Here is a 20,720-nt window from a genome sequence, read left to right on the forward strand (position 1 = left end):
TTGGTGGTTATAGGCCAGATTTAAGGCTGGCTTCAATAAATTTATCTAAGTCGCCGTCAAGAACCGCTTGAGTATTACGGTTTTCAACGCCTGTACGTAAGTCTTTTATGCGCGAGTCATCAAGCACGTATGAACGAATTTGACTACCCCAGCCAATGTCTGACTTTGCATCTTCTTGGCTTTGTTTCTCTGCATTTTGCTTTTGTAGCTCAAGTTCAAACAATTTCGCTTTTAGCTGTTTCATTGCTTGGTCTTTATTCTTGTGCTGTGAACGCTCATTTTGGCACTGAACAACCGTATTGGTTGGCACGTGAGTAATACGTACCGCTGATTCAGTGGTATTTACGTGCTGACCACCGGCACCAGATGCACGGTAAACGTCAATACGTAGGTCAGCCGGATTAATATCAATTTCGATATTATCGTCGATTTCTGGGTAAACGAATGCCGATGCAAACGAGGTATGACGACGACCACTTGAGTCGAACGGGCTCTTACGCACTAAACGGTGAACGCCTGTTTCTGTACGTAACCAACCGTATGCATATTCGCCAACGAAACGCACAGTTGCGCCCTTGATACCAGCCACATCACCATCAGTTGCTTCAACAAGTTCAACTTTAAAGCCTTTTGCTTCACCCCAACGTAAATACATACGCAGTAACATGTTACACCAGTCTTGTGCTTCAGTACCGCCTGAGCCTGATTGTAAATCAAGGTACGCATCGTTTTGATCTTGCTCGCCAGAGAACATACGACGAAACTCAAGCTTTTCAAGTTGTGCATTTAAATCTTCAAGTTCAGCTTCAGCTTCTTGGAAAGTTTCTTCGTCTTCAGCTTCCACTGCAAGTTCAACTAAACCTTCAACATCGTCTGTGCCCGTAACGAGATTATCAATGGTCTCAACGATAGCTTCAAGTGATGACTTCTCACGGCCTAACGCTTGCGCACGCTCTGGCTCGTTCCATACTGCTGAATCTTCAAGTTCTGCGTTAACTTCTTCTAACCGCTCTTTCTTAAGAGGGTAGTCAAAGGTACCCCCGAAGCAGTTCAGTACGTTCGCGAATTTCCTTGATCTGGTTAATCACAGGATTCACTTCAAACATGTACATTACTCCAAAATGGCTGATTTACCGCGCACAGCTTACGACAATAATTACGGTAAATTATCTACAAATATTAAAAACGCCCGATTTTAACAAAAAACCGAGCGTTTTATTAGCCTTTTATGCCGATAAAGACGATATTTTTATGTCACTTTTTGTAGCTCTCGAATAATCAGTTGTAACGAAAATTTGCCACGGAATTCATTTATATCGAGCTGATAAGCAGCTTTGACGTACCTCACTTCAGTGTCTGGCCATGCACGTACGTCAACACCAAATGCAATACCGTCAACTAAGCGCCCTGATTGATGCTTTAAAACCAGTTTTAGGTGCTTTTCACCGACAATACGCTGCTGTATTACTTCGAAAACATGTTCAAACACAGGCTCGGGAAATTGCTGCCCCCAAGGTCCTGCATTTTTTAGCTGATTGGCAAACTCCATCGAAAAGCAGTCATTGGGCAGTTCACCGTCGGTCAGCAAAATACTTTGTTTATGCTCATCAGTCAGTGTGTCGGTCACCATTTTCTCAAACACCGCTTTAAATTCATTAAAGCATTGCTCATTGATACTCAGCCCCGCCGCCATAGCATGACCGCCAAATTTGCTAATAAGATGTGGATACAGGGTATTTACTCGCTCGAGTAAATCGCGCATATGCAGCCCTTCAATTGAGCGGCAGGAACCTTTTATTTCACCATTATCGCCAGCTGCAAAAATAACCGTAGGACGATGATACTTCTCTTTTAAGCGCCCTGCCAATATGCCTATCACACCTTGGTGCCAATCGGCTTGGTATAAACAAATGGCATCCGGCACTGACTCAGTTTTAAATGCTAACCGATCAAGTACGGCTTGTGCTTCAGTTTGCATGCCCTGCTCTATTTCACGGCGCTCATGGTTAAGGCTATCAAGCTCGCCGGCAATACGGCGTGCTTGATTTATATCGGTTGATAATAAACAGGCTATGCCTAAACTCATATCATCTAAACGCCCTGCTGCATTTAAGCGTGGCGCCAATGAAAAGCCAAAGTCACTGGCACTTAAACGAGCTGCATTGCGATTTGCCACTTCGATTAACGCACTGATCCCTGGGCGTGTTTTACCACTTCGAATACGTGCTAACCCTTGATGCACTAAGGTGCGGTTATTGGCATCAAGCGCGACCACATCAGCAACGGTGCCAAGAGCAACAATATCAAGTAATTCGGCCAAATTAGGCATTGGATTATGCTGAAAATACCCTTGTTCACGTAAATGGCTGCGCAGTGCAATCAATAAATAGAACGCCACGCCAACCCCAGCAATGGATTTTGATGGGAATGAACAGTCATGGCGATTTGGGTTTACTATCGCATCGGCGTTTGGTAATGCTTCACCTTGCAAGTGATGATCAGTGACCAGCACTTTAATACCTGCTTGCTTTACAATAGCAATGCCATCAATACAGGAGATGCCATTATCGACGGTAATCACCAGCTCAGGCTGCATTGTCACGATTTGCTCAGCAAGTGCAGGGCTCAAACCATAACCAAGGCTAAATCTGTCCGGCACTAAATAGTCAAGGTTCTGTAAACCAAACATAGCCAAACCTTGCATCAAGGTTGCGGTGCTCGTTGCACCGTCGGCATCAAAGTCACCCACTATTAGCACACGGCTTTGTGATGCCAGCGCGTCTTGTAATAACAACACAGCTTTGTCTATGTCTTTAAACAGCTTAAAGTCATGTAATGTTGCTGCACTATTATCTAATTCTTTGGCATCTTGAACCTGACGAGAGGCATAAATTTGCTTGATAACAGGATGTAAGTGATGTGGAAGATATGAGTCATCAACACGAGGGCGAACTTGGATTATTTTTTCCATGTTGGACGTATTACTTTCTTAGCTTAAAGCGGATTAAAGGCCTACCTAAATAGGCCTTTTTATAAAAAGATTATGAAGATGTTTTTGGCAATGCATCAAGTGCTTGGCTGATTTGCGCTGCTGATTGATAACCTGGGATCATCGTACCATCTTCTAAAATAATAGCCGGCGTACCCGACATACCAAAGCTTTGACCAAGTTGGTAATGCTCAGCGATTGGCGCACTACACCCTTCAACAGTGGCAACATCTGCACCCGCTTTGGCTTCTGTAAGCGCTTCAGCGGGGTCTTTTGCACACCATACATTCATTAAATCTTGGTAACCTTTACCACGTAAGCCACCACGTGGGAAAGCAAGGTATTTAACTGTGATACCTGCATCTAAAAAGTCATCTAATTCACGGTGTAATTTGCGACAGTACCCACAGGTGATATCAGTAAATACGGTGATAGAATGTTTCTCATTCTTTGCTTTATAAACGATCATTGAATCTTCATATTCAGCAATACCCGCTTTACGTACATCGCTCAACGCATGCTCTGTAAGGTTTACGCGATTTTCTAAATCAATTAATGTGCCTTGCATTAGAAATTGACCATCAGGGCTTGCGTAAAGTACCCCTTTATCTGTAATCAGTTCTTTAAGACCAGCGACAGGGCTTGGATTTATTTGCTTTACGGTTACACCTAATTCGGCAAATTTAGCGATGATAGGCGCATCTGCAGCGTCGGTGGTCGATACACCATTGGCAATCACATTAAGACTTGTGCCAAGCAATGCCGTGGCTAAAACTAACTTTTTCATAACTATCCTATATCCTGATCATTTCTAGTATAGACCGGTACATCTTTAAAAATCTTGCACTACGCACGTGGGTGATGTTGCTCGTGTACCGACTTCAATCTCTCATTGGCTACATGGGTATAAATTTGAGTTGTTGATAAGTCACTATGACCTAACATCATTTGTACCACCCTCAAATCAGCTCCATGATTAAGCAAATGCGTTGCAAACGCATGACGCAGCGTATGTGGTGATAATGGTGATTCAACTGATGCCAAAATAGCATAGTGTTTAATACGATGCCAAAAGGTTTGTCGTGTCATGCCGATTCCACGTTTAGATGGAAACACAAAATCAGTGGCATGCTTAATCATATGCGAACGGCCCACTTTCAGAAACTGTTCTAGCCAATACATGGCTTCTTCACCAAGGGGCACTAAACGTTCTTTATTACCTTTACCTTTTACAAACACCACAGCTTGACGCAAGTTAATCTGCTCCATTCGAAGCCCCACCAGCTCAGTAACACGAAGTCCTGTTGCATATAAAAGCTCAAGCATGGCCTTATCGCGAAGCCCCATTGGATCTTCGATATCAGGAGCCCCAAGGAGTGCTTCAACCTCGGCTTCTGACAGCGTTTTAGGTAATGACTGCCCTGCTTTTGGCTGAGCAATATTGACCATCGGCGAATCAGCTATCGCTTTTTCACGTACAAAATACTGATAAAAACGTTTAAGTGCGCTAATACTACGCGCGGTACTGCGTGATTTAAGGCCTAAATCAACGCGATATGCTAAATACGCTTCAATATCTTCATTACTCACAGCTAGAAGATCTTTATCTTTTAAAAATTGACAAAACTTTTCAAGGTCACTGCGATAAGCAACGAGTGTATTTTCGCTGACTCCCTGCTCAAGATACAGCGTATCTAAAAATAACTCTAAATGTTCGGCGTTATTTGCTGTTATTACACCTTTTTGGGCTTGGGAATTATTATCAGCCACGCGTACTCTCATCCTTATCAAGGTATCAATTGATTATACCTTACGGTAAACTTACGCCTATCATATCAGGCAAATACACAGTGATAAATACGATGCAGATTGGTTTATTTTATGGTTCTACAACCTGCTACACAGAAATAGCAGCTGAAAAAATTCGCGATATTATCGGCCAAGACATAGTGAGTCTTCACAATATCAAAGATGAGCCATTAAAAAATGCTGAGCAATTCGATTTTGTTATTTTCGGCATTTCAACGTGGGACTTCGGTGAATTACAGGAAGATTGGGAATCAATTTGGGACGACATTAAAGATGTTAACCTAAATGGTAAAACCGTGGCTCTGTTTGGCATGGGCGATCAACAAGGTTACGGCCAGTGGTTCCAAGATGCGCTCGGTATGTTACACGATGAAATTTGCGACCAAACGATCACTTTATTAGGTAAGTGGCCAAATGATGACAGTTACGAGTTCGAGGCTTCAAAAGCACTCACTGAAGATGGTAAACAGTTTGTTGGCTTAGCACTTGATGAAGACAGTCAATATGAACTGAGCGATGAACGCATTGCCTCGTGGGTTGAACAAGTCATGACTGAATATAGCGAAAGCTTGTAAAAATAACGCCTATAAAGCCAAGCATTGTTTGGCTTTTCTAGTGTTTACTCTACACGCTGCCAATACTGGTTACGGTAGAAAAAAGCAATATAACCGCGAACTTCAAGTACTTGACCTTGTTCTTGTGGCGTCAGTTTTAAGGTATAGGTCTTACCGCTATTCGGGTCAAGAATCTCACCATCTTGCCAGCTTCCATCTCCCGCATCAGTTGCACCCTCGATTATTGTCATGCCAAGAATTGGTTGATTTTTCTTATCACCATCACACTCTTCACAGATAGCATCCTGCTTTGCTGGATTTAGAATTTTTTCTACTTTGCCTGTTAATACGCCATTTTGTTCGCTAATGCGTACCAGTGATTTTGCTTCATTTGTCTCTTCATTTATTGTTTTCCAAAGTCCCACAGGATTCAACGCAGCAAAAGTATATTGAGAGAAAAGTAATGCACTTAAAGTTATAGATAAACGTAACATAAACAGCTCTTATAATTTTAAAACGCCACCACTATAGCAAGGCTTGAGTAAACACTCTATTTTTAGATAGTTACATTTTTAAATAGAAATCCTTACACAAAGAAACATACTCATCACTATAGCCGCCATCTGCAGCATGAATAGTCAAAGAACGTGTCTGACACACCTCAGACTGTAAAGAAAATAACATTAAACTTCGGCTGGGTGGCTTTTTTAATGTGGTGCGTACATTACACATACGCGCCAAGTTCCACCCTTTACAGTTAGCTTGTTCAATAAAAGAAGATGCCTCTTTGCAGGGTAAAATTACATTTAGTAAGGTGTTGGCGTGACTTAACCTAGTACAACACTCAATTAACTCGGAAAAACCAAGACCATCTGTATGACGCGCCGTATTACGTGCTTCATTGTCCCCTTTTAGACTCGCATTAAAATACGGAGGATTAGTAATAATTACATCAAAGGGCTGTGTTGATTGAAAAGACTGTATGGCACCATGATGTAAACAAATTTCAGGCCAAGGACTATTTGCAAAGTTAAACTTAGCATCAATGCACGCCTCAGCATCTACTTCGATTGCCACCACTTTCGCCTTTGGCGCACGCTGTTTTGCCATCAAAGCAAGCAATCCCGTTCCTGTTCCTATATCGAGAAGGTATTTTGCATTTGCCAATTCAGCCCAAGCACCTAATAAAATACCATCTGTCGAAACCTTCATCGCAGAACGAGTTTGCTCAACTGTAAATTGTTTAAACACAAAGCCTGACATTTTTTCACCTTTTCATTCACCACAGTGCTGATAGCTAGTATAATCAACTCTAATTGTCCTCTATTTATGTCACTCTATGCAATTTTCTGAATTTGATATCGATAACAAGCTGTTAAATGCCATCAATAAAATGGGTTTTGATACGCCAACAAGTATTCAACAACAAGCGATCCCTGAAGCACTACAAGGTCGTGATATTTTGGCATCTGCCCCTACAGGTACGGGTAAAACAGCCGCGTTTTTGATCCCTGCAATTCAATACTTGCTTGACTTCCCACGTCGCGATCCAGGTTTTGCACGGGTGCTGATCATGACGCCCACTCGTGAACTTGCTTATCAAATTCATGAGCAATGTGAACTACTAGCTGCACAAACACACTTAAAAATAGGTGTTGTCACGGGCGGTATTAACTATGGGACACATAAAGAGATTTTTGAAAGCAATAACGACATTCTTATTGCGACACCAGGTCGCTTAATGGAATACCTTGAAACTGAGAACTTCCATGCTGAAAACGTCGAAATGCTTATTCTCGATGAAGCGGATCGCATGCTTGATATGGGCTTTCGTAAAGAAATGCTACGTATCTGTGATGAAGCACGTAATCGTCGTCAATGCTTCTTATTCTCTGCCACGTTAGAAGGCGACAGCGTTGAGTTGTTTGCCGAGCGTATTTTGAATGACCCTGCACTACTCGAAGCAGAGTCGTCACGTAAAGAAAAAGGCAAAATTCACCAGTGGGTGCACTTAGCTGATGATTATAATCACAAATTAAAGATGCTCATTGATACGCTTAACAGTGACGAGCTGCAAAAAGCCATTGTCTTTGTAAAAACACGTGAGCGCCTTGAAACTCTGATTGGCGCTCTAAACAACGAAGGACTTCGTGTAGCTTGGCTACGTGGTGAAATGCCACAAGATAAACGCATGAAAGCAATGGAAAATTTCCATTCTGGTCGCAATAAAATTTTAGTTGCAACTGACGTAGCGGCGCGTGGTATTGATGTAGCTGATATTAGCCATGTAATTAACTTTGATATGCCCCGTACAGCAGATGTGTATGTGCACCGAATTGGCCGTACAGGTCGGGCAGGTAAAAAAGGCACAGCAATTTCATTTGTAGAAGCACATGACGTTGCTATTTTGGGTAAGGTTGAACGTTATATTGAACAAAAGTTAAAGCGTCGTGTTATTAAAGGGTTAGAGCCACAACACAAAGAAGCAAAGATCCCGTCGAAAAAGAAAAAGGATCCAGTAAAGATGAAGGCTAAAAAGAAAGCAAAGGTAAAAGCGAAAAAGAAAAAATAATCTTCGTAGATACTGTAATAACTAAAAAATGCCGTGCTTGTCACGGCATTTTTGTGTGTACTTTTTGCTGCCGTTTTTACTAACTAGTGTGTAATTAATTCATAGCTTTTTTTCCTGAAATAACTAGTTAAAATATATTATCCTTTAAAATCAACACATTAAATATTGGAATAAAAATTGTAACTGGTTCAGCATATGCTCATCATTCACGAGGGAATCGTATGAACCGTTTTAAACTAACAGTAGTACTTACATCATTTTGTTGTATTTTTTTACTTGCATGCGCAACACAAGTTAGCGCTAATACCAGTGTATTAACTACTAGCACATCGGCTCAACCTCGACTTCAGCAATTAGCACTTCACAAGCTGATGAGTAATCCTAATTTTTCTATCGAGAACCTACAAGTTATTGTTAACGGTGATACGATTGAATTATACGGTTCCACGGAAACGGGCTTTAAACGCGCATTGGCACAAAAGTTTTTAGAGCACAGCCAAGGAGTTAGCCGTGTGAAAAATAACCTTAAAGTCAGCCAGTCTGATACCGCTAAGTTTTAAGGTTATTTTCTAAAAGAATAAGTAACTTAACGTTAGTTACTTATTCTCCTTTAGCGTCTAAATTGATAAATTTAGCAAGTTCTTCTGGTTGACCTGCTAGGCTCATAATTTGTTGGTTAATTTCTAGCATCGTTTTGCCCTCAGGTAAACTTGCAGACAAAGATAATGAAGATAAACCATTGGCAAAATTAGTAATCGCTGTCGCTAAATCTGCGCTAACAGGAGCTTGTTGCAGCTGCATTGTGACCATTTGCTGAAATTGCTCGTGGGTCATACCTTGCGCTTCTAAAAAGCTTTCTACTACCGCTTTTAATTCTCCTTGATCTTCAATCGCAAACTCTACACTGCGAGGCTCCAACTCAGACATGGCAGCCATCATCTTTGACTGCTGCTGAAGCTGTTGCTCAAGAGTTGGTTGTGCACCGCCAGAAGCTTTTTGTTGTTGGCTAATAGCAAGTGATGCTTCCATCAAAGGGGTAGACTTGGCTAACCCTAAATTAAACGTCACATCAGCTACATCCGCTGCGGTTACTTTCAGCGCAAAGTCACTATCACCTGAGTCTTTATTGTAATCAAGCGATGAGTCTACATTATAACTTTTTGAGGCTAGCTTACTGTTGGCGCTTTGTGGCAGCTGTGCCAAGAAAGAATCGCTAAAGCGAAAGTTAGTCATTACAAACCCAGTGTGTGGAGGAATGGCATCTTCCTCATAGCCTGTTACTTCAATGGTATCAATACTGGCAACTTGCTCATCACCTTCAACACTTTGCACTTTGATGCCAGATAGCTGCACACTGTTATTAAATACACTCGCTGAAATATCATCATACATCACCTCAACACCACTTTGGGCTGATAGTGCAGCAATTTGCTGATCAACCACTTTTTTCACTTCCTGTGTTGCTGTGTAGTTCGCATAATATGCGCCACCGGCAACAGCTGCGACAGCAACTGCAATTACTAACTTCTTCATTTTATTTCCTTTAAGTTGGTGCTAATTTCTTGAGAATGTTGAGCTTAAAGGTTCAACACAACCCTAGCTTATCAAATTGTCACTAATTAATTAATGACAAGAGCTCATGCACCGTTTTCACAGGCGTAATTTTTGCTCCTAAACCTTCCATTGATTTATGGTAGTTTCGATATGGAATAAATATTTCTGTAAAACCATGCTGTGCAGCCTCTTTTACTCGCGGCACACCACTATCTATAGGTCTGACATCACCGTTTAAGCTCAGTTCCCCCATGATGCAAGTTGTCCTAGGCACAACAAATTCATTGAGACTGCTTAACAGTGCCGCGACTAAAGCAAGGTCAATACAAGTCTCTGACTCATCTATCTTTAAGCCGCCAACAATATTGAAAAAAGTATCATGGAAAATTTTCGTTTTTGTATGTTTGCGTAATATACCGGTAAGCATTTTAATTCGATTCATATTCAATCCAACGCAAACACGTTGTGGAAACTCTGCTTCGGTTTCTGTTGTTAAACATTGAATTTCTAGGAGGAGGTTACGGTTCCCCTTACGAATACAAGTGATTGCTGAACCTGGCGATTCAGTACTTGAACCCGATAAAAATATCTCACTTGGGTTATCAACACTGAGCATACCGCGCTCACACATTCTGAAAATCCCCACCGTATCAATATCACCAAAACGGTTTTTGTTAGCACGTAAGGTACGTATTTGTCCGTCGTTAGTATCTATATGAAGCAGTGCATCAACAATATGCACTAACGTTTGTGGGCCCGCTATTTCATTGTTTTTATTAACATGAGCAATGATAAACATAGTCACGTCATGTTGCTTACAGTATTGTGTTAACGCTTGTGCTGCGCTTTTAACTTGCGATGGTGAACCGGGGCTGCCGTTTGCCGTTTCAGTTACCACAGCCTGAATTGAGTCAATAACAGCAAATTTAATTTTATTTTTATCAAGCTCTTCGATAATCGCTTCAACACTGGTTTCAGACAGTAAGTAAAGCTCATCTTGGTTATAATCCAAACGCAAGCGATTAACTCGGTTTTTAAACTGCGATAATGATTCTTCAGCGGTACAGTACAAAGAGGGCATTAATTTTGACATACGCGCAATTAAATCGGACAACAAGGTCGTTTTACCTGCTCCTGGATCACCAGAAATAATATTCACCGAACCTGTGGTGACACCGCCACTAAGCACGCGATCAAGTTCGCCAATTTCAGTCAGACGTTTTTCAGCTTCAGCCGTTTCGACCTCATTAATTTTTTTAGAACCGCCACCAGCGCCTCCCGCATAACCTGCCACCGCTGCGCGACTTGCAGCTTGTTTAGATTGCCCTGCTGAAGGTTTAAATTCTGCCAGTGTATTCCAAGCACCGCATTTACACTGCCCCTGCCAACGCTGATAGTTCATACCGCACTCTGTGCAGACAAATTCGATTTTTGCTGATTTTGCCATTGAGCTTTACCTATTTTGGTCGCTGATTTGTGATGTATTTAAATGTACAATAGACAACTGAACTAACGATTTAAGATGTCGGCATCTCTAGAGACGACACACAACGGACGTACCTCAAATCAATTCCCTTAAGGCTTTATTCGCTTAACTGCGTAATAACGCTATATTTTAGGGCATAGTTTTTGCTTACAAATAAAGTTTTACAGTGCTTGCCATTTATTTGGCGAATACCTATAACAATAACTAATGAAATAAAAAGTGGTTCGCAAGGCGTTTTAACACTGTGGTTGCCTGCTAGTATACCTACTTTTTTCGATTGACGGTGATGGTTTTATAAATGGCTGAAGACATACTGCTTAAATATGAAGACCTTGTTGAAGAGCTCAAGGCACATTTAGGCACTCCCCAGTTCGACAAACTATTTAAATCAAAGACAGCTAGCTTAACAAAGCCAGAGCAGTTTTTGATCAAAATGGAAATGTCACGTTTATCTCAGCCTGTGGCTCGCTTTATAGATTTACGAGGTCAAGTTACCGGTCAAGTTAGGCCTTACGAACACGAAGGCAAGCAACATTTTATGGACGACATGGCCATTGAGGTGTTCGAAGACGCAATCAAACGCCACGGTGGTTACACGCTTGCTGTATACGAAGCGGTTATGAATACCGAAAATAACCACAGAGTAATGCAAAAAAAAGCAAACGAAAATACCTCTTCAATCGAAGATAACGGCGACTTACCTGCCAAAGTAATTAAATTTGCCTCTTATGAAAGTCGTCGTGAAGAGCGCATGAACTACTCAATAAAAATTACTGTTGAGCTAGATAAGAGCGGCAAAATATCGGCTTCGACTTCAGACATCTCCCTAAGCGGCGCAAAAATCAAGCTCTCACCTAAATATAAAGTCACCAAGGGACAATTAATTGGTTTACGCTTAGTTGGGCTTGAACAAGACTTTGAGTTAGGTTTAAAAAACGGCATTCAATACGAAGTTGTTGCTGTAGAGCAAGTGTCGCGTGAGTACAATCATGTTCGCTTAAAACGCACCTTTATTGAGAATAATGAACAATTCGATAGCTTTCTAAAAAGCTTTATTCACGGCAATAAGCGCCGCTACAAGATTAACCTCGATAACACCTTGGATGCAGTTGTTTCGAAAGGCTATGAACAATATTATATCCCGCGTGTTACCTCGCTTTACACTTTTTTAAGCTTACAAGGTAATAAGTTATACCCCACTTTAGCGTTAACAACCGAAAATAATGCATTTATACATCGTTATTTTTGTGATGAACGTAAGCTGTCATGCTTATATAGCATTATAAACCAACAGCGAATAGGTCATCTTTTAAGTACTGTCGATGCAGTAAAAGAGGAGTACCTGTATACCTTTACGCATGTGGTCGCTGGAAAGATTTATTATTACTCAGCCACACGAACGGAACTTGATAGCCAACCTGAAATTCGAAATTTATTTTTTGGTTTTGGTAGCCAAAAAGAGAGCTGGCAATGCTTTAAGTTACAATTAATGCCAAGCCACCCTGAAGATTCATATATTCCGCTATCTTTACCGAGTAGTGCAGGTAAGGATATCGAAAAGCTAAATAAGCCACCAAGCCCTAGAGTTCAGGGGCTTATTAAAGATGTTAAGTACTTATTAATTCTAACTGCTGTTGGTTCGAAGTATGAGCAACACACTTACCAGCAACGTACATTCGACAAGCGGTTAGTGAATCAATTAAAGCAGTTTGGTCATACTAAACATAAAACGCCGCCGCCACTTACACCTGTCGCGCTTGAATACGTCAATTTACGCGCTCATAAACGTTATTTATATAAAACAGCGGTCTCTGTTACTCATAATGACAAATTAATTTCAGGCCATACTCGTGATCTATCGGTCATGGGTCTACAAATTGAGTGTGATAACCCTGTTGAGTTTAAAAAAGGCGATATAATTAAGTTAAGCCTTCCCGATTTACAAAAAATAACTAAAAAACATGACTTATCAAGCCTTGCTTATGAAGTGATGGCGATAAGCAAATCACTAACAACTGTTAACTTAAAAGTACACCGTCTTACTGACTTACCCCATATGGGCATTCAATTTTTCACGGCACTTATTGAAAACAATAAAGATAAGTTGCACGCCTGTGAAGAGTCCCCCAAAATACCAGGGCTTTCTACAGCACTAAGAAACATGGTGACTAAAAGTGTTTGCCAGCTTCCGTTGTACTTCCATAAGGAAGCCGCTCATTTTAAAGCAGGCGCGATCGGGCTTGGCTTATACCCGACGCCATTACATATACTTTTACAAAACTTTGCCCTGCTAAATGAGCAAACGCAGATCGATGGCTTTTTATCTACCGATCAGATCACAGAGGTGATCACACCACTGATTAAAGATCGTAGTCGCCAAGATCCACCTTTACCATTTACTTTATTTGTACGTTTTGATCCACGTAAAGCAACAATCAACGAAGCAATAACCAGCCGCTGTATTAGTGAAGATGACTATCAGCCACAGACCTTATTTATAAAAAAAGCACTCAAAAATGATTTAGTGTTTATCTTTCGTTTGTATGTGTCTCGCACTGGCCGTCCAGACATAGACTATTTATCAAATGAGCTTAAATATGTAAGCCAGTATGCACTACATAAAGCAAAAGACCTTGAAGAAGCACTCTGGGCTGTTGCAGGGGTTGGGGATGTAATTGACATAACAGATGAAGCGCTTACTCATTTTGATATTGATGAAGTACTCAAAACAGAAATGAATAAGCGTAAAAAAATATGGTTAAAGCGTGTAATCTAATGGGATTGCTAGTAGGTATGCAACTTGTAATAGAGAACCTTCATTAATTGCTGTATCTGCCTGTTCGACTACTTTAGGTTTACCATGAACAGCAACGCCAAGCCCTGCTTTAGCCATCATTTTTAAATCATTCGCGCCATCACCCATGGCAACGGTTTGACGGTTATCAAGCCCGAGTCTTTGTTGAATTTGCTCGAGCACGCGTGCTTTTTGCTCGGCATCAACAATCGTTCCAGTTACTTTACCTGTCAGGCGGTTATCTTTAAATTCGAGCGTATTGGCGTGCACTTCATCAAGACCAATAAGTGATTGAACGTGTTCTGCAAATGGCACAAAACCACCAGAAGCAATGGCAAGGTGCCAATTATGCGCTTTTAGATACTGGCACAATTCGGTAATACCAGGCATCAGAGGTAGATTTAGCTTTAGCTCATTGATTAACGCTACATCGATACCTGCAAGCTTTGCTACTCGTTGATTTAAGCTTTGTGTAAAGTCAAGTTGACCTGCCATCGCTTGCGCAGTGACAGCTGCAACCTCATCGTACACATCAGCTAAACGTGCTATTTCATCAATACACTCTATCGTAATCGCTGTAGAGTCCATATCCATTAATAAGAGCCCTGCTTCATTCACATTAGCAGGGTTTGTAAGCTGCACTAACTGATAACCTTGCTCAGCAGAAAACGCTTGCAATAACAAAGGACTCAATGGCTTTGCTGAATCACTGTAGAGGCACCATGCTGGTAACAATGTTTCTGTAGGCTGATAGCAACAAATAGAGAGATTACTAAAACCATGTTGCGACAAAAACTCTACAAGGTTAAGCAATTTAGCTGCTGAGAATTCACAACCAAATGCAACACTTGCTACGCCATGATTTGCTTTAGGTAGTAAATTGGTCTGAATAAGATGATTATTTTTAATTTCATACCAGCAATTTAGTATTATTTCTTCGGCTAAATTTGCTGAACTGGTTGCAGCTAAGCTAAGCTGTGACATAGTGGCTCCAATTAGACTTATGTCTGTGATTAAACGCGTATTTGCTACTCGTAATCAATTAACTAATAAGGTTATTATACAGACTTAGTTGTATCATCAATCATAAAAGCTGTCAGCAGCGCATTCGGTGACTATGAAAAATAACCATCTTAAGCCTCCTTTTTCCGCCAGCTATCGCCAACGACTGGTGCGATTAAGCTTAGCGGCCGCATGTTTTGTGCTTTTAAGTTGGGTTGCGGTTAATAGTAGTTTTCAATCTCATCAACTACTTTATGACAGTTCAAATAACACCGCTATCAGCCTCACTAAATTTATGGCACTCAATGCACAGACCCCTTTACAGGAGAAGAATAAGCCTGCGCTGAATATGCTGTGCAATAACATTGCTGAAGATGAGTTTGTTTTAGCAGCAACCATCTATGATCAACAAGGGATACAAATAGCCGCAAGTGATAACTGGCAAAGCCATCACACCTTTGGCTTACTGCCAGATTCAACACCAGGTATTAGCCGCTTAAAAACTCCTTTCGTAGAACCTGTGATAAGTGATGACGAGCGCCCTATTGGCTTTGTTGCTATTACTTATTTAACACAAGCTTCTATAGCGACAAGCCACAGCAGCTTTCATGATTTAGGCCGCCAAGTGCTTCTTATGCTTGTAATTACTTGTATTTTTACTTGGCAACTTGGCCGAGGGTTAAAACGCTGGCAAGTCAATCGTTATATGCGAAAAAGTGCGGAGCAAGATTCATAAAGTGCCTGAGCAAGCTCTTTTTGCGCATCGCCCGTTACATCTTTAAGTTCACACAAATGAGTAAATACATCACGCACTTTAAGTGGTGTATTTACCAGCCCTTGAAACCCTGCCAACGGCATTGATGGTGAATCGGTTTCAAGCACTAAATGCTGAGGCTCAATTGCGCTTATAACTTTACGAGTTTTAGCTGCACGTGGGTAACTTATCACGCCACCGACCCCCAACTTAAAACCTTGTTTTATATAACTCTGGGCTTGTTGTTCAGAGCCTGAAAAGGCATGAATAACACCACCGTATTTGGGTTTACAGCGCTTAAGTGAGCGAGCAATTAAATCGTGACTTTGTCTGTGATGCACAATCAGTGGTAAAGCAAGTTGGTTTGCAAGCTCTATTTGCCCTTCAAAAAGCTGCGTTTGTTTATCAAGGTCATCAATACTACGATCTAGGCCACATTCACCGACGGCAATAAATTGCCCTAAATGGGCTTTTGCTAGCTGCTCTAATTCAGCAAGGTGATGAGATTGGTGATCAGATAAAAAATAAGGATGTAAGCCTAGAGCAACTGAGATACTTGGCTCTGATTTAGCAAAAGAGAATAGTTTTGTAGATTGTGCCAAGCTCACACCCGGCACAATAAAGTGCTCGACCCCTATTTGCTTGCATGCTTTGATGAGCTCTGTGCGAGTCTCATCAAATTCGCTAAAATCAAGGTGGCAGTGGGAATCGATAAAACGCATTTAAGGATTTAAACGACCAAACTGCCAACTACCGTCGGCTTGGCGTTGATACATAAAGCGATCGTGTAAGCGGTGCGCACCACCTTGCCAAAATTCGATTTTAGTCGGTTCAACACAATAGCCTCCCCAAAAATCGGGGAGTGGAATTTCACCCTCAGAAAACTTTTGCTTCATTTTCGCGAATGTTTCCATCAACACCTTGCGTGATGACACTGGGCGACTTTGCTCTGATGCCCATGCAGCTAACTGGCTTTCTTTAGGACGCGATAAAAAGTACTTAGCCACAGCCGTTGTTGGTAAGGGTTTAGCCTCACCATAGACAATGACTTGTCGCTCCATATGGTGCCACGGAAAGTGAAGAGAAATTTTGTTATTACCTTTGAGCTCCTGCGCTTTGCGCGAGCCGGTATTGGTAAAAAACACAAAGCCATTTTCATCAAGATGCTTTAACAGCACGATACGCTGCGATGGCTGACCATGTTCATCAACCGTTGCTACCACCATCGCAGTAGGATCAGGTAAGTTAGTTGCAACAGCTTGCTCAAGCCATTTTTCAAACTGCTTGATTGGAGATGCATCAAGCATCTCTTCAGATAAACCATCCTGTAAATATTCACGGCGAATATCTTCAAGTTTCATAAAATTCCCTCTACGCTATCGGCTAAAGATTAATCAAGGTTATTGAGCTGTCAATTTTGTTGGGTTTCGCTGCGCTCAAAGCGAACTACACAAAGCAGAGTTCACCTAAGTAGTTTAGCCTAAGACAAGGCGAAAAACCGACTTATCCCTATGAGTTCTTACACTTTCTGCAAGTGAAGGAGTGCTAGCAAGGCAATGAGTTTATTTATGCCAAGGAGCATACGTGTTTTGTATGTGACTTAGGCTAAATAAACTCATTAACGCAGCTAAAGCGAACTACACGAAGCAGATTACATTTGCTCCATGACTTCGATACCTAAAAGATCCAACCCTGTTTTCAATGTCTTCGCAACCAAATTACACAGTACTAAACGGCTGTCACGAACACTTGGCTCTACGCCTTCTTTTAGAACTGGGCAGGCTTCGTAGAACGTCATATATAGGCTTGCTAGTTCATATAGGTATCCACATAATACGTGCGGTGTTGCTTCGCTGATCATTAGATCAAGTACTTCTTCTAATTGTAGAAGTTTAAGTGCCAGCGCTTTTTCTTGTGGTTCGTTGATTGCAACGTCTGCTGTTAATGACGCAGCATCAATACCTGATTTACGGAAAATACTGCGAACACGTGTGTATGCATATTGTAAGTAAGGCGCTGTCGCACCTTCGAAGCTCAGCATAGTATCCCAGTTGAAAATATAGTCGCTTGTGCGGTGCTTAGACAGATCCGCATATTTCACTGCGCCAATACCTACTTTGCGAGCAATTTCGCTACGCTCTTCGTCGCTTAAGTCTGACTCACGCTCAGCAAGTTTAGCTGCTGCACGGGTAATTGACTCTTCAAGTAAATCAGCAAGTTTAACTGTACCGCCCGTACGCGTTTTGAATGGCTTGCCGTCTTCACCCATCATGGTACCGAATGGGCAAAATTCATAGCTTGTTTCATCACGTAATAAACCCGCTTTACGTGCTGTTAGCTCAACTTGATTGAAGTGTAAGCTTTGACGAGCATCTACAAAGATTAAGATACGATCAGCACCCAGTTTATTCGAACGGTAATCACAAGCAGCTAAGTCAGTTGTTGCGTATAAGAAACCACCACCTGATTTCTGTACGATAAACACTGAAGGCTCACCGTCTTTGTTAGCCAGTTCATCTAAGAACACCACTTGTGCGCCTTCAGACTCAACGGCAATATCTTTGTCTTTTAATAGCGCGATAATGTTGGCAAGTTCGCTGTTGTAGGCACTTTCTGCCATGATGTCATCTTGCGTAAGTGTCACGTTCAGACGCTTGTAAACTTCTTCAGAGTGCTTTACAGACGTGGCAATAAATAACTTCCATAGTTTTTCACAGTGTGCATCGCCACCCTGTAATTTAACAACGTAATCACGGGCTTTATCAGCAAAGCCTTCTTCATCATCAAAGCGCTTTTTCGCATCACGGTAGAAGGTTTCTAAATCAGCTAACGCCACAGATTCTAAATCAACACCTTGCTTGATTTGATCTTCTAAGTGCGCGATTAGCATACCAAACTGCGTACCCCAGTCACCCATGTGGTTTTGACGAACAACGTCATCGCCACGGAACTCAAGGGCACGAACAACTGCATCACCAATGATGGTTGAACGTAAGTGACCTACGTGCATTTCTTTCGCAAGGTTAGGAGATGAGTAATCTACCACCACTTTTTGCGCCGTTGCATGTGGCGCAACAGCCAGCTTTTCGTCTTCATTTGCTGCTTTTAAGCTAGCTGATAAAAACTCAGGCTTTAAATGAATGTTGATAAAACCTGGGCCTGCGATTTCAGTTTTTTCTGCGATATCAGCAAGGTCTAGATTATCGATTATTTTTTGTGCTAGTTCACGCGGGTTTGATTTTAATTTTTTAGCCGCGCCCATTGCGCCATTGATTTGGTAATCACCAAACTGTGGGCGTGTGCTCTGCGTGACCGCAGGGTTAGTGTCTTCAGGTAACCCTGCTGCAACCATAGCAGCAATTGCCTTTTCGATTAAAAGAGTACGAATATTCATTGTAATTTTTACCTTTATGGCCCGCTGTGCGGGCACTTAAATTTGAAGCAGACTTAGCGTATTAGTTTTCGCGTGTATGGTTGAACTTGATGTCTGGATAGCGCTCCATCGACAAGTTTAGGTTTACACGACTTGGCGCGATATAAGTAAGGTTATCGCCACCATCAAGCGCTAAGTTGCTTTCGCACTTACGCTTAAACTCTTCAAGCTTTTTGGTATCGTCTGAGCTTACCCAACGTGCAGTGTTAACACTCACGCCTTCGTAAATCGCATCAACGTTGTATTCTGCTTTTAAGCGTGCAACAACTACATCAAACTGTAGTACACCGACCGCACCAACGATAAGGTCGTTATTAATAAGCGGTCTGAATACTTGCACAGCGCCTTCTTCAGAGAGCTGAACTAAGCCTTTCAACAATTGCTTTTGTTTTAATGGATCTTTTAAGCGAATACGACGGAATAATTCTGGTGCGAAGTTAGGAATACCACCAAACTTCATTTTTTCGCCTTGCGTGAAAGTATCACCAATTTGAATCGTACCATGGTTATGTAAACCAATAATGTCGCCCGCGTAAGCATCTTGCGCTCGCTCACGATCACCGGCCATAAAGGTTACCGCATCAGAAATACTCACTTGTTTACCAATACGCACATGGTTCATTTTCATACCTTGGCTATATTTGCCCGATACAATACGCATAAAGGCGATACGGTCACGGTGTTTAGGGTCCATGTTCGCTTGGATTTTAAATACGAAACCAGAGAAATTTTCCTCGGTTGCTACAACTTGGCGGTCTTCTGTTTCGCGCGGTAATGGCGCAGGCGCCCACTCAGTTAAGCCATCAAGAACATGGTCAACACCAAAGTTACCAAGTGCGGTACCAAAATACACAGGTGATAGTTCACCTGCTAAGAACAGCTCTAAATCAAACTCGTGAGATGCGCCAATAACAAGCTCGAGCTCTTCACGTAGTTGCTCAGCAAGATCACTACCAATTGCATTATCAAGTTCAGGGTTGTCTAACCCTTTAATAACGCGCACTTCTTGAATTGTATGGCCTTGGCCTGTGCTGTATAAAATCGTTTCTTCACGGTGAATGTGATACACCCCCTTGAATTCTTTACCACAACCAATTGGCCAAGTAACAGGCGCACAGGCGATGTTTAGCTCAGTTTCGACTTCGTCTAATAGCTCCATTGGGTCACGAATATCACGGTCACACTTATTCATAAAGGTTACAATAGGTGTAGTACGTAAGCGTGTTACTTCCATTAATTTACGAGTACGATCCTCAACACCTTTCGCCGCGTCGATTACCATTAAACATGAATCAACCGCAGTCAATGTACGGTAAGTATCTTCAGAGAAGTCTTCGTGTCCTGGGGTATCAAGTAAATTAACTAGACGCTCATTGTAAGGAAATTGCATAACAGACGTGGTTACCGAGATACCACGTTCTTTTTCCATTTCCATCCAGTCTGATTTTGCGTGCTGGTTTGAGCCACGGCCTTTTACGGTACCGGCTTTTTGAATCGCTTGTCCGAATAACAGAACTTTTTCTGTAATGGTGGTTTTACCCGCATCTGGATGCGAGATGATCGCAAAGGTGCGTCGTTTATTAATTTCGGTAGTTAAATTAGACATGTAAGCCGCTTTTAGTCAGAACAAAGTGCCACTGATACTCACTCCATAAAAAGTAAGCAGCGCACACTGTAAAAATAAAATAGAATTGTGGCCATTATACCCTGTTTGTCTTAGCCAAAAAAGCAGCGATTGTAAGTAATTATTCAACCTTTTTGTTGTTTTAGTTG

18 protein-coding genes are annotated in these 20,720 nt (G+C 41.7%); 5 read left to right on the plus strand and 13 right to left on the minus strand.

Going from position 1 to position 20,720, the window contains the following annotated elements:
• Positions 1-7 precede the first annotated feature (7 nt).
• From prfB to xerD, 4 genes are all read right to left on the minus strand, one after another.
• Positions 8-1,106 (minus strand): peptide chain release factor 2 gene (gene prfB, locus L3Q70_RS12600; RefSeq protein WP_130149625.1). Its coding sequence is split into 2 segments (ribosomal slippage): positions 8-1,030 and positions 1,032-1,106, totalling 1,098 coding nucleotides; the frame shifts between segments, so codons are not numbered across the junction.
• Between the two features lie 143 nt (positions 1,107-1,249).
• Positions 1,250-2,971: a single-stranded-DNA-specific exonuclease RecJ gene (recJ, locus tag L3Q70_RS12605; protein WP_237114362.1), complete on the minus strand. Its 1,722-nt coding sequence runs from the start codon at positions 2,969-2,971 to the stop codon at positions 1,250-1,252.
• Positions 2,972-3,041: 70 nt separating this feature from the next.
• Positions 3,042-3,776, minus strand: coding sequence for a bifunctional protein-disulfide isomerase/oxidoreductase DsbC (dsbC, locus tag L3Q70_RS12610; protein WP_062569578.1), 735 nt, complete (start codon positions 3,774-3,776; stop codon positions 3,042-3,044).
• A 59-nt stretch (positions 3,777-3,835) separates the two neighbouring features.
• Positions 3,836-4,759, minus strand: a complete 924-nt coding sequence (gene xerD / locus L3Q70_RS12615) for a site-specific tyrosine recombinase XerD (RefSeq protein WP_237114363.1) — start codon at positions 4,757-4,759, stop codon at positions 3,836-3,838.
• 92 nt (positions 4,760-4,851) lie between these two features.
• Between xerD and fldB the strand changes: the two genes are divergently transcribed.
• The gene (gene fldB / locus L3Q70_RS12620; protein WP_062570025.1) at positions 4,852-5,373 is read left to right on the plus strand and encodes a flavodoxin FldB; all 522 of its coding nucleotides are present in this window, start codon (positions 4,852-4,854) and stop codon (positions 5,371-5,373) included.
• 44 nt (positions 5,374-5,417) lie between these two features.
• Here fldB and L3Q70_RS12625 read toward each other — a convergent pair whose 3' ends face one another.
• Complete coding sequence (locus L3Q70_RS12625; protein WP_062569576.1) at positions 5,418-5,846, minus strand: DUF2147 domain-containing protein; 429 nt, start codon at positions 5,844-5,846, stop codon at positions 5,418-5,420.
• A 70-nt stretch (positions 5,847-5,916) separates the two neighbouring features.
• Entirely contained in the window at positions 5,917-6,615 is a 699-nt protein-coding gene (locus L3Q70_RS12630) for a methyltransferase (protein WP_237114364.1), read from the minus strand.
• 76 nt (positions 6,616-6,691) lie between these two features.
• Between L3Q70_RS12630 and srmB the strand changes: the two genes are divergently transcribed.
• Both srmB and L3Q70_RS12640 read left to right on the plus strand, forming a co-directional pair.
• A complete protein-coding gene (gene srmB, locus L3Q70_RS12635; protein ID WP_062569574.1) occupies positions 6,692-7,924 on the plus strand; it encodes an ATP-dependent RNA helicase SrmB in 1,233 nt (410 codons plus the stop codon).
• A gap of 221 nt (positions 7,925-8,145) precedes the next feature.
• Entirely contained in the window at positions 8,146-8,484 is a 339-nt protein-coding gene (locus L3Q70_RS12640; RefSeq protein WP_062569573.1) for a hypothetical protein, read from the plus strand.
• A gap of 40 nt (positions 8,485-8,524) precedes the next feature.
• On the opposite strand, the gene L3Q70_RS12645 is transcribed toward L3Q70_RS12640, so the two are convergent.
• Together L3Q70_RS12645 and radA are read right to left on the minus strand one after the other, a co-directional pair.
• Positions 8,525-9,457, minus strand: coding sequence for a hypothetical protein (locus L3Q70_RS12645; protein ID WP_237114365.1), 933 nt, complete (start codon positions 9,455-9,457; stop codon positions 8,525-8,527).
• 82 nt (positions 9,458-9,539) lie between these two features.
• On the minus strand, positions 9,540-10,925 hold the full coding sequence (gene radA / locus L3Q70_RS12650) for a DNA repair protein RadA (RefSeq protein WP_062569571.1): 1,386 nt from the start codon (positions 10,923-10,925) through the stop codon (positions 9,540-9,542).
• A gap of 337 nt (positions 10,926-11,262) precedes the next feature.
• Here radA and L3Q70_RS12655 point away from each other — a divergent pair, with 337 nt between their 5' ends.
• Positions 11,263-13,740 carry a PilZ domain-containing protein gene (locus tag L3Q70_RS12655; protein ID WP_062569570.1) on the plus strand — a complete coding sequence of 826 codons (2,478 nt, stop codon included), beginning with the start codon at positions 11,263-11,265 and terminating at the stop codon, positions 13,738-13,740.
• Here L3Q70_RS12655 and serB read toward each other — a convergent pair.
• On the minus strand, positions 13,723-14,742 hold the full coding sequence (gene serB, locus L3Q70_RS12660) for a phosphoserine phosphatase SerB (RefSeq protein ID WP_237114366.1): 1,020 nt from the start codon (positions 14,740-14,742) through the stop codon (positions 13,723-13,725). The genes L3Q70_RS12655 and serB overlap by 18 nt on opposite strands.
• A 133-nt stretch (positions 14,743-14,875) precedes the next feature.
• Between serB and L3Q70_RS12665 the strand changes: the two genes are divergently transcribed.
• A complete protein-coding gene (locus L3Q70_RS12665; protein WP_237114367.1) occupies positions 14,876-15,496 on the plus strand; it encodes an AhpA/YtjB family protein in 621 nt (206 codons plus the stop codon).
• On the opposite strand, the gene L3Q70_RS12670 is transcribed toward L3Q70_RS12665, so the two are convergent.
• From L3Q70_RS12670 to prfC, 4 genes are all read right to left on the minus strand, one after another.
• Positions 15,463-16,236 carry a TatD family hydrolase gene (locus L3Q70_RS12670; protein ID WP_237114368.1) on the minus strand — a complete coding sequence of 258 codons (774 nt, stop codon included), beginning with the start codon at positions 16,234-16,236 and terminating at the stop codon, positions 15,463-15,465. The genes L3Q70_RS12665 and L3Q70_RS12670 overlap by 34 nt on opposite strands.
• Positions 16,237-16,875, minus strand: coding sequence for a pyridoxamine 5'-phosphate oxidase (gene pdxH, locus L3Q70_RS12675; protein WP_062569566.1), 639 nt, complete (start codon positions 16,873-16,875; stop codon positions 16,237-16,239).
• A gap of 290 nt (positions 16,876-17,165) precedes the next feature.
• Complete coding sequence (argS, locus tag L3Q70_RS12680) at positions 17,166-18,908, minus strand: arginine--tRNA ligase (RefSeq protein WP_237114369.1); 1,743 nt, start codon at positions 18,906-18,908, stop codon at positions 17,166-17,168.
• A gap of 61 nt (positions 18,909-18,969) precedes the next feature.
• Positions 18,970-20,553 (minus strand): peptide chain release factor 3, encoded by a 1,584-nt coding sequence (gene prfC, locus L3Q70_RS12685; RefSeq protein ID WP_237114370.1) that lies wholly within the window; start codon positions 20,551-20,553, stop codon positions 18,970-18,972.
• Positions 20,554-20,720: the final 167 nt, after the last annotated feature.

The sequence above is a fragment of the Pseudoalteromonas sp. CF6-2 genome, assembly GCF_021729425.1.
In the GTDB taxonomy this organism is placed as follows: domain Bacteria; phylum Pseudomonadota; class Gammaproteobacteria; order Enterobacterales; family Alteromonadaceae; genus Pseudoalteromonas; species Pseudoalteromonas arabiensis.

Coding starts and splice junctions, on each gene's coding strand:
- L3Q70_RS12670 (WP_237114368.1), bottom strand. CDS start 16,236: ATGCGTTTTATCGATTCCCACTGCCACCTTGATTTTAGCGAATTTGAT.
- serB (WP_237114366.1), bottom strand. CDS start 14,742: ATGTCACAGCTTAGCTTAGCTGCAACCAGTTCAGCAAATTTAGCCGAA.
- L3Q70_RS12640 (WP_062569573.1), top strand. CDS start 8,146: ATGAACCGTTTTAAACTAACAGTAGTACTTACATCATTTTGTTGTATT.
- L3Q70_RS12655 (WP_062569570.1), top strand. CDS start 11,263: ATGGCTGAAGACATACTGCTTAAATATGAAGACCTTGTTGAAGAGCTC.
- recJ (WP_237114362.1), bottom strand. CDS start 2,971: ATGGAAAAAATAATCCAAGTTCGCCCTCGTGTTGATGACTCATATCTT.
- L3Q70_RS12630 (WP_237114364.1), bottom strand. CDS start 6,615: ATGTCAGGCTTTGTGTTTAAACAATTTACAGTTGAGCAAACTCGTTCT.
- L3Q70_RS12625 (WP_062569576.1), bottom strand. CDS start 5,846: ATGTTACGTTTATCTATAACTTTAAGTGCATTACTTTTCTCTCAATAT.
- fldB (WP_062570025.1), top strand. CDS start 4,852: ATGCAGATTGGTTTATTTTATGGTTCTACAACCTGCTACACAGAAATA.
- L3Q70_RS12645 (WP_237114365.1), bottom strand. CDS start 9,457: ATGAAGAAGTTAGTAATTGCAGTTGCTGTCGCAGCTGTTGCCGGTGGC.
- pdxH (WP_062569566.1), bottom strand. CDS start 16,875: ATGAAACTTGAAGATATTCGCCGTGAATATTTACAGGATGGTTTATCT.
- dsbC (WP_062569578.1), bottom strand. CDS start 3,776: ATGAAAAAGTTAGTTTTAGCCACGGCATTGCTTGGCACAAGTCTTAAT.
- prfC (WP_237114370.1), bottom strand. CDS start 20,553: ATGTCTAATTTAACTACCGAAATTAATAAACGACGCACCTTTGCGATC.
- radA (WP_062569571.1), bottom strand. CDS start 10,925: ATGGCAAAATCAGCAAAAATCGAATTTGTCTGCACAGAGTGCGGTATG.
- argS (WP_237114369.1), bottom strand. CDS start 18,908: ATGAATATTCGTACTCTTTTAATCGAAAAGGCAATTGCTGCTATGGTT.
- srmB (WP_062569574.1), top strand. CDS start 6,692: ATGCAATTTTCTGAATTTGATATCGATAACAAGCTGTTAAATGCCATC.
- L3Q70_RS12665 (WP_237114367.1), top strand. CDS start 14,876: ATGAAAAATAACCATCTTAAGCCTCCTTTTTCCGCCAGCTATCGCCAA.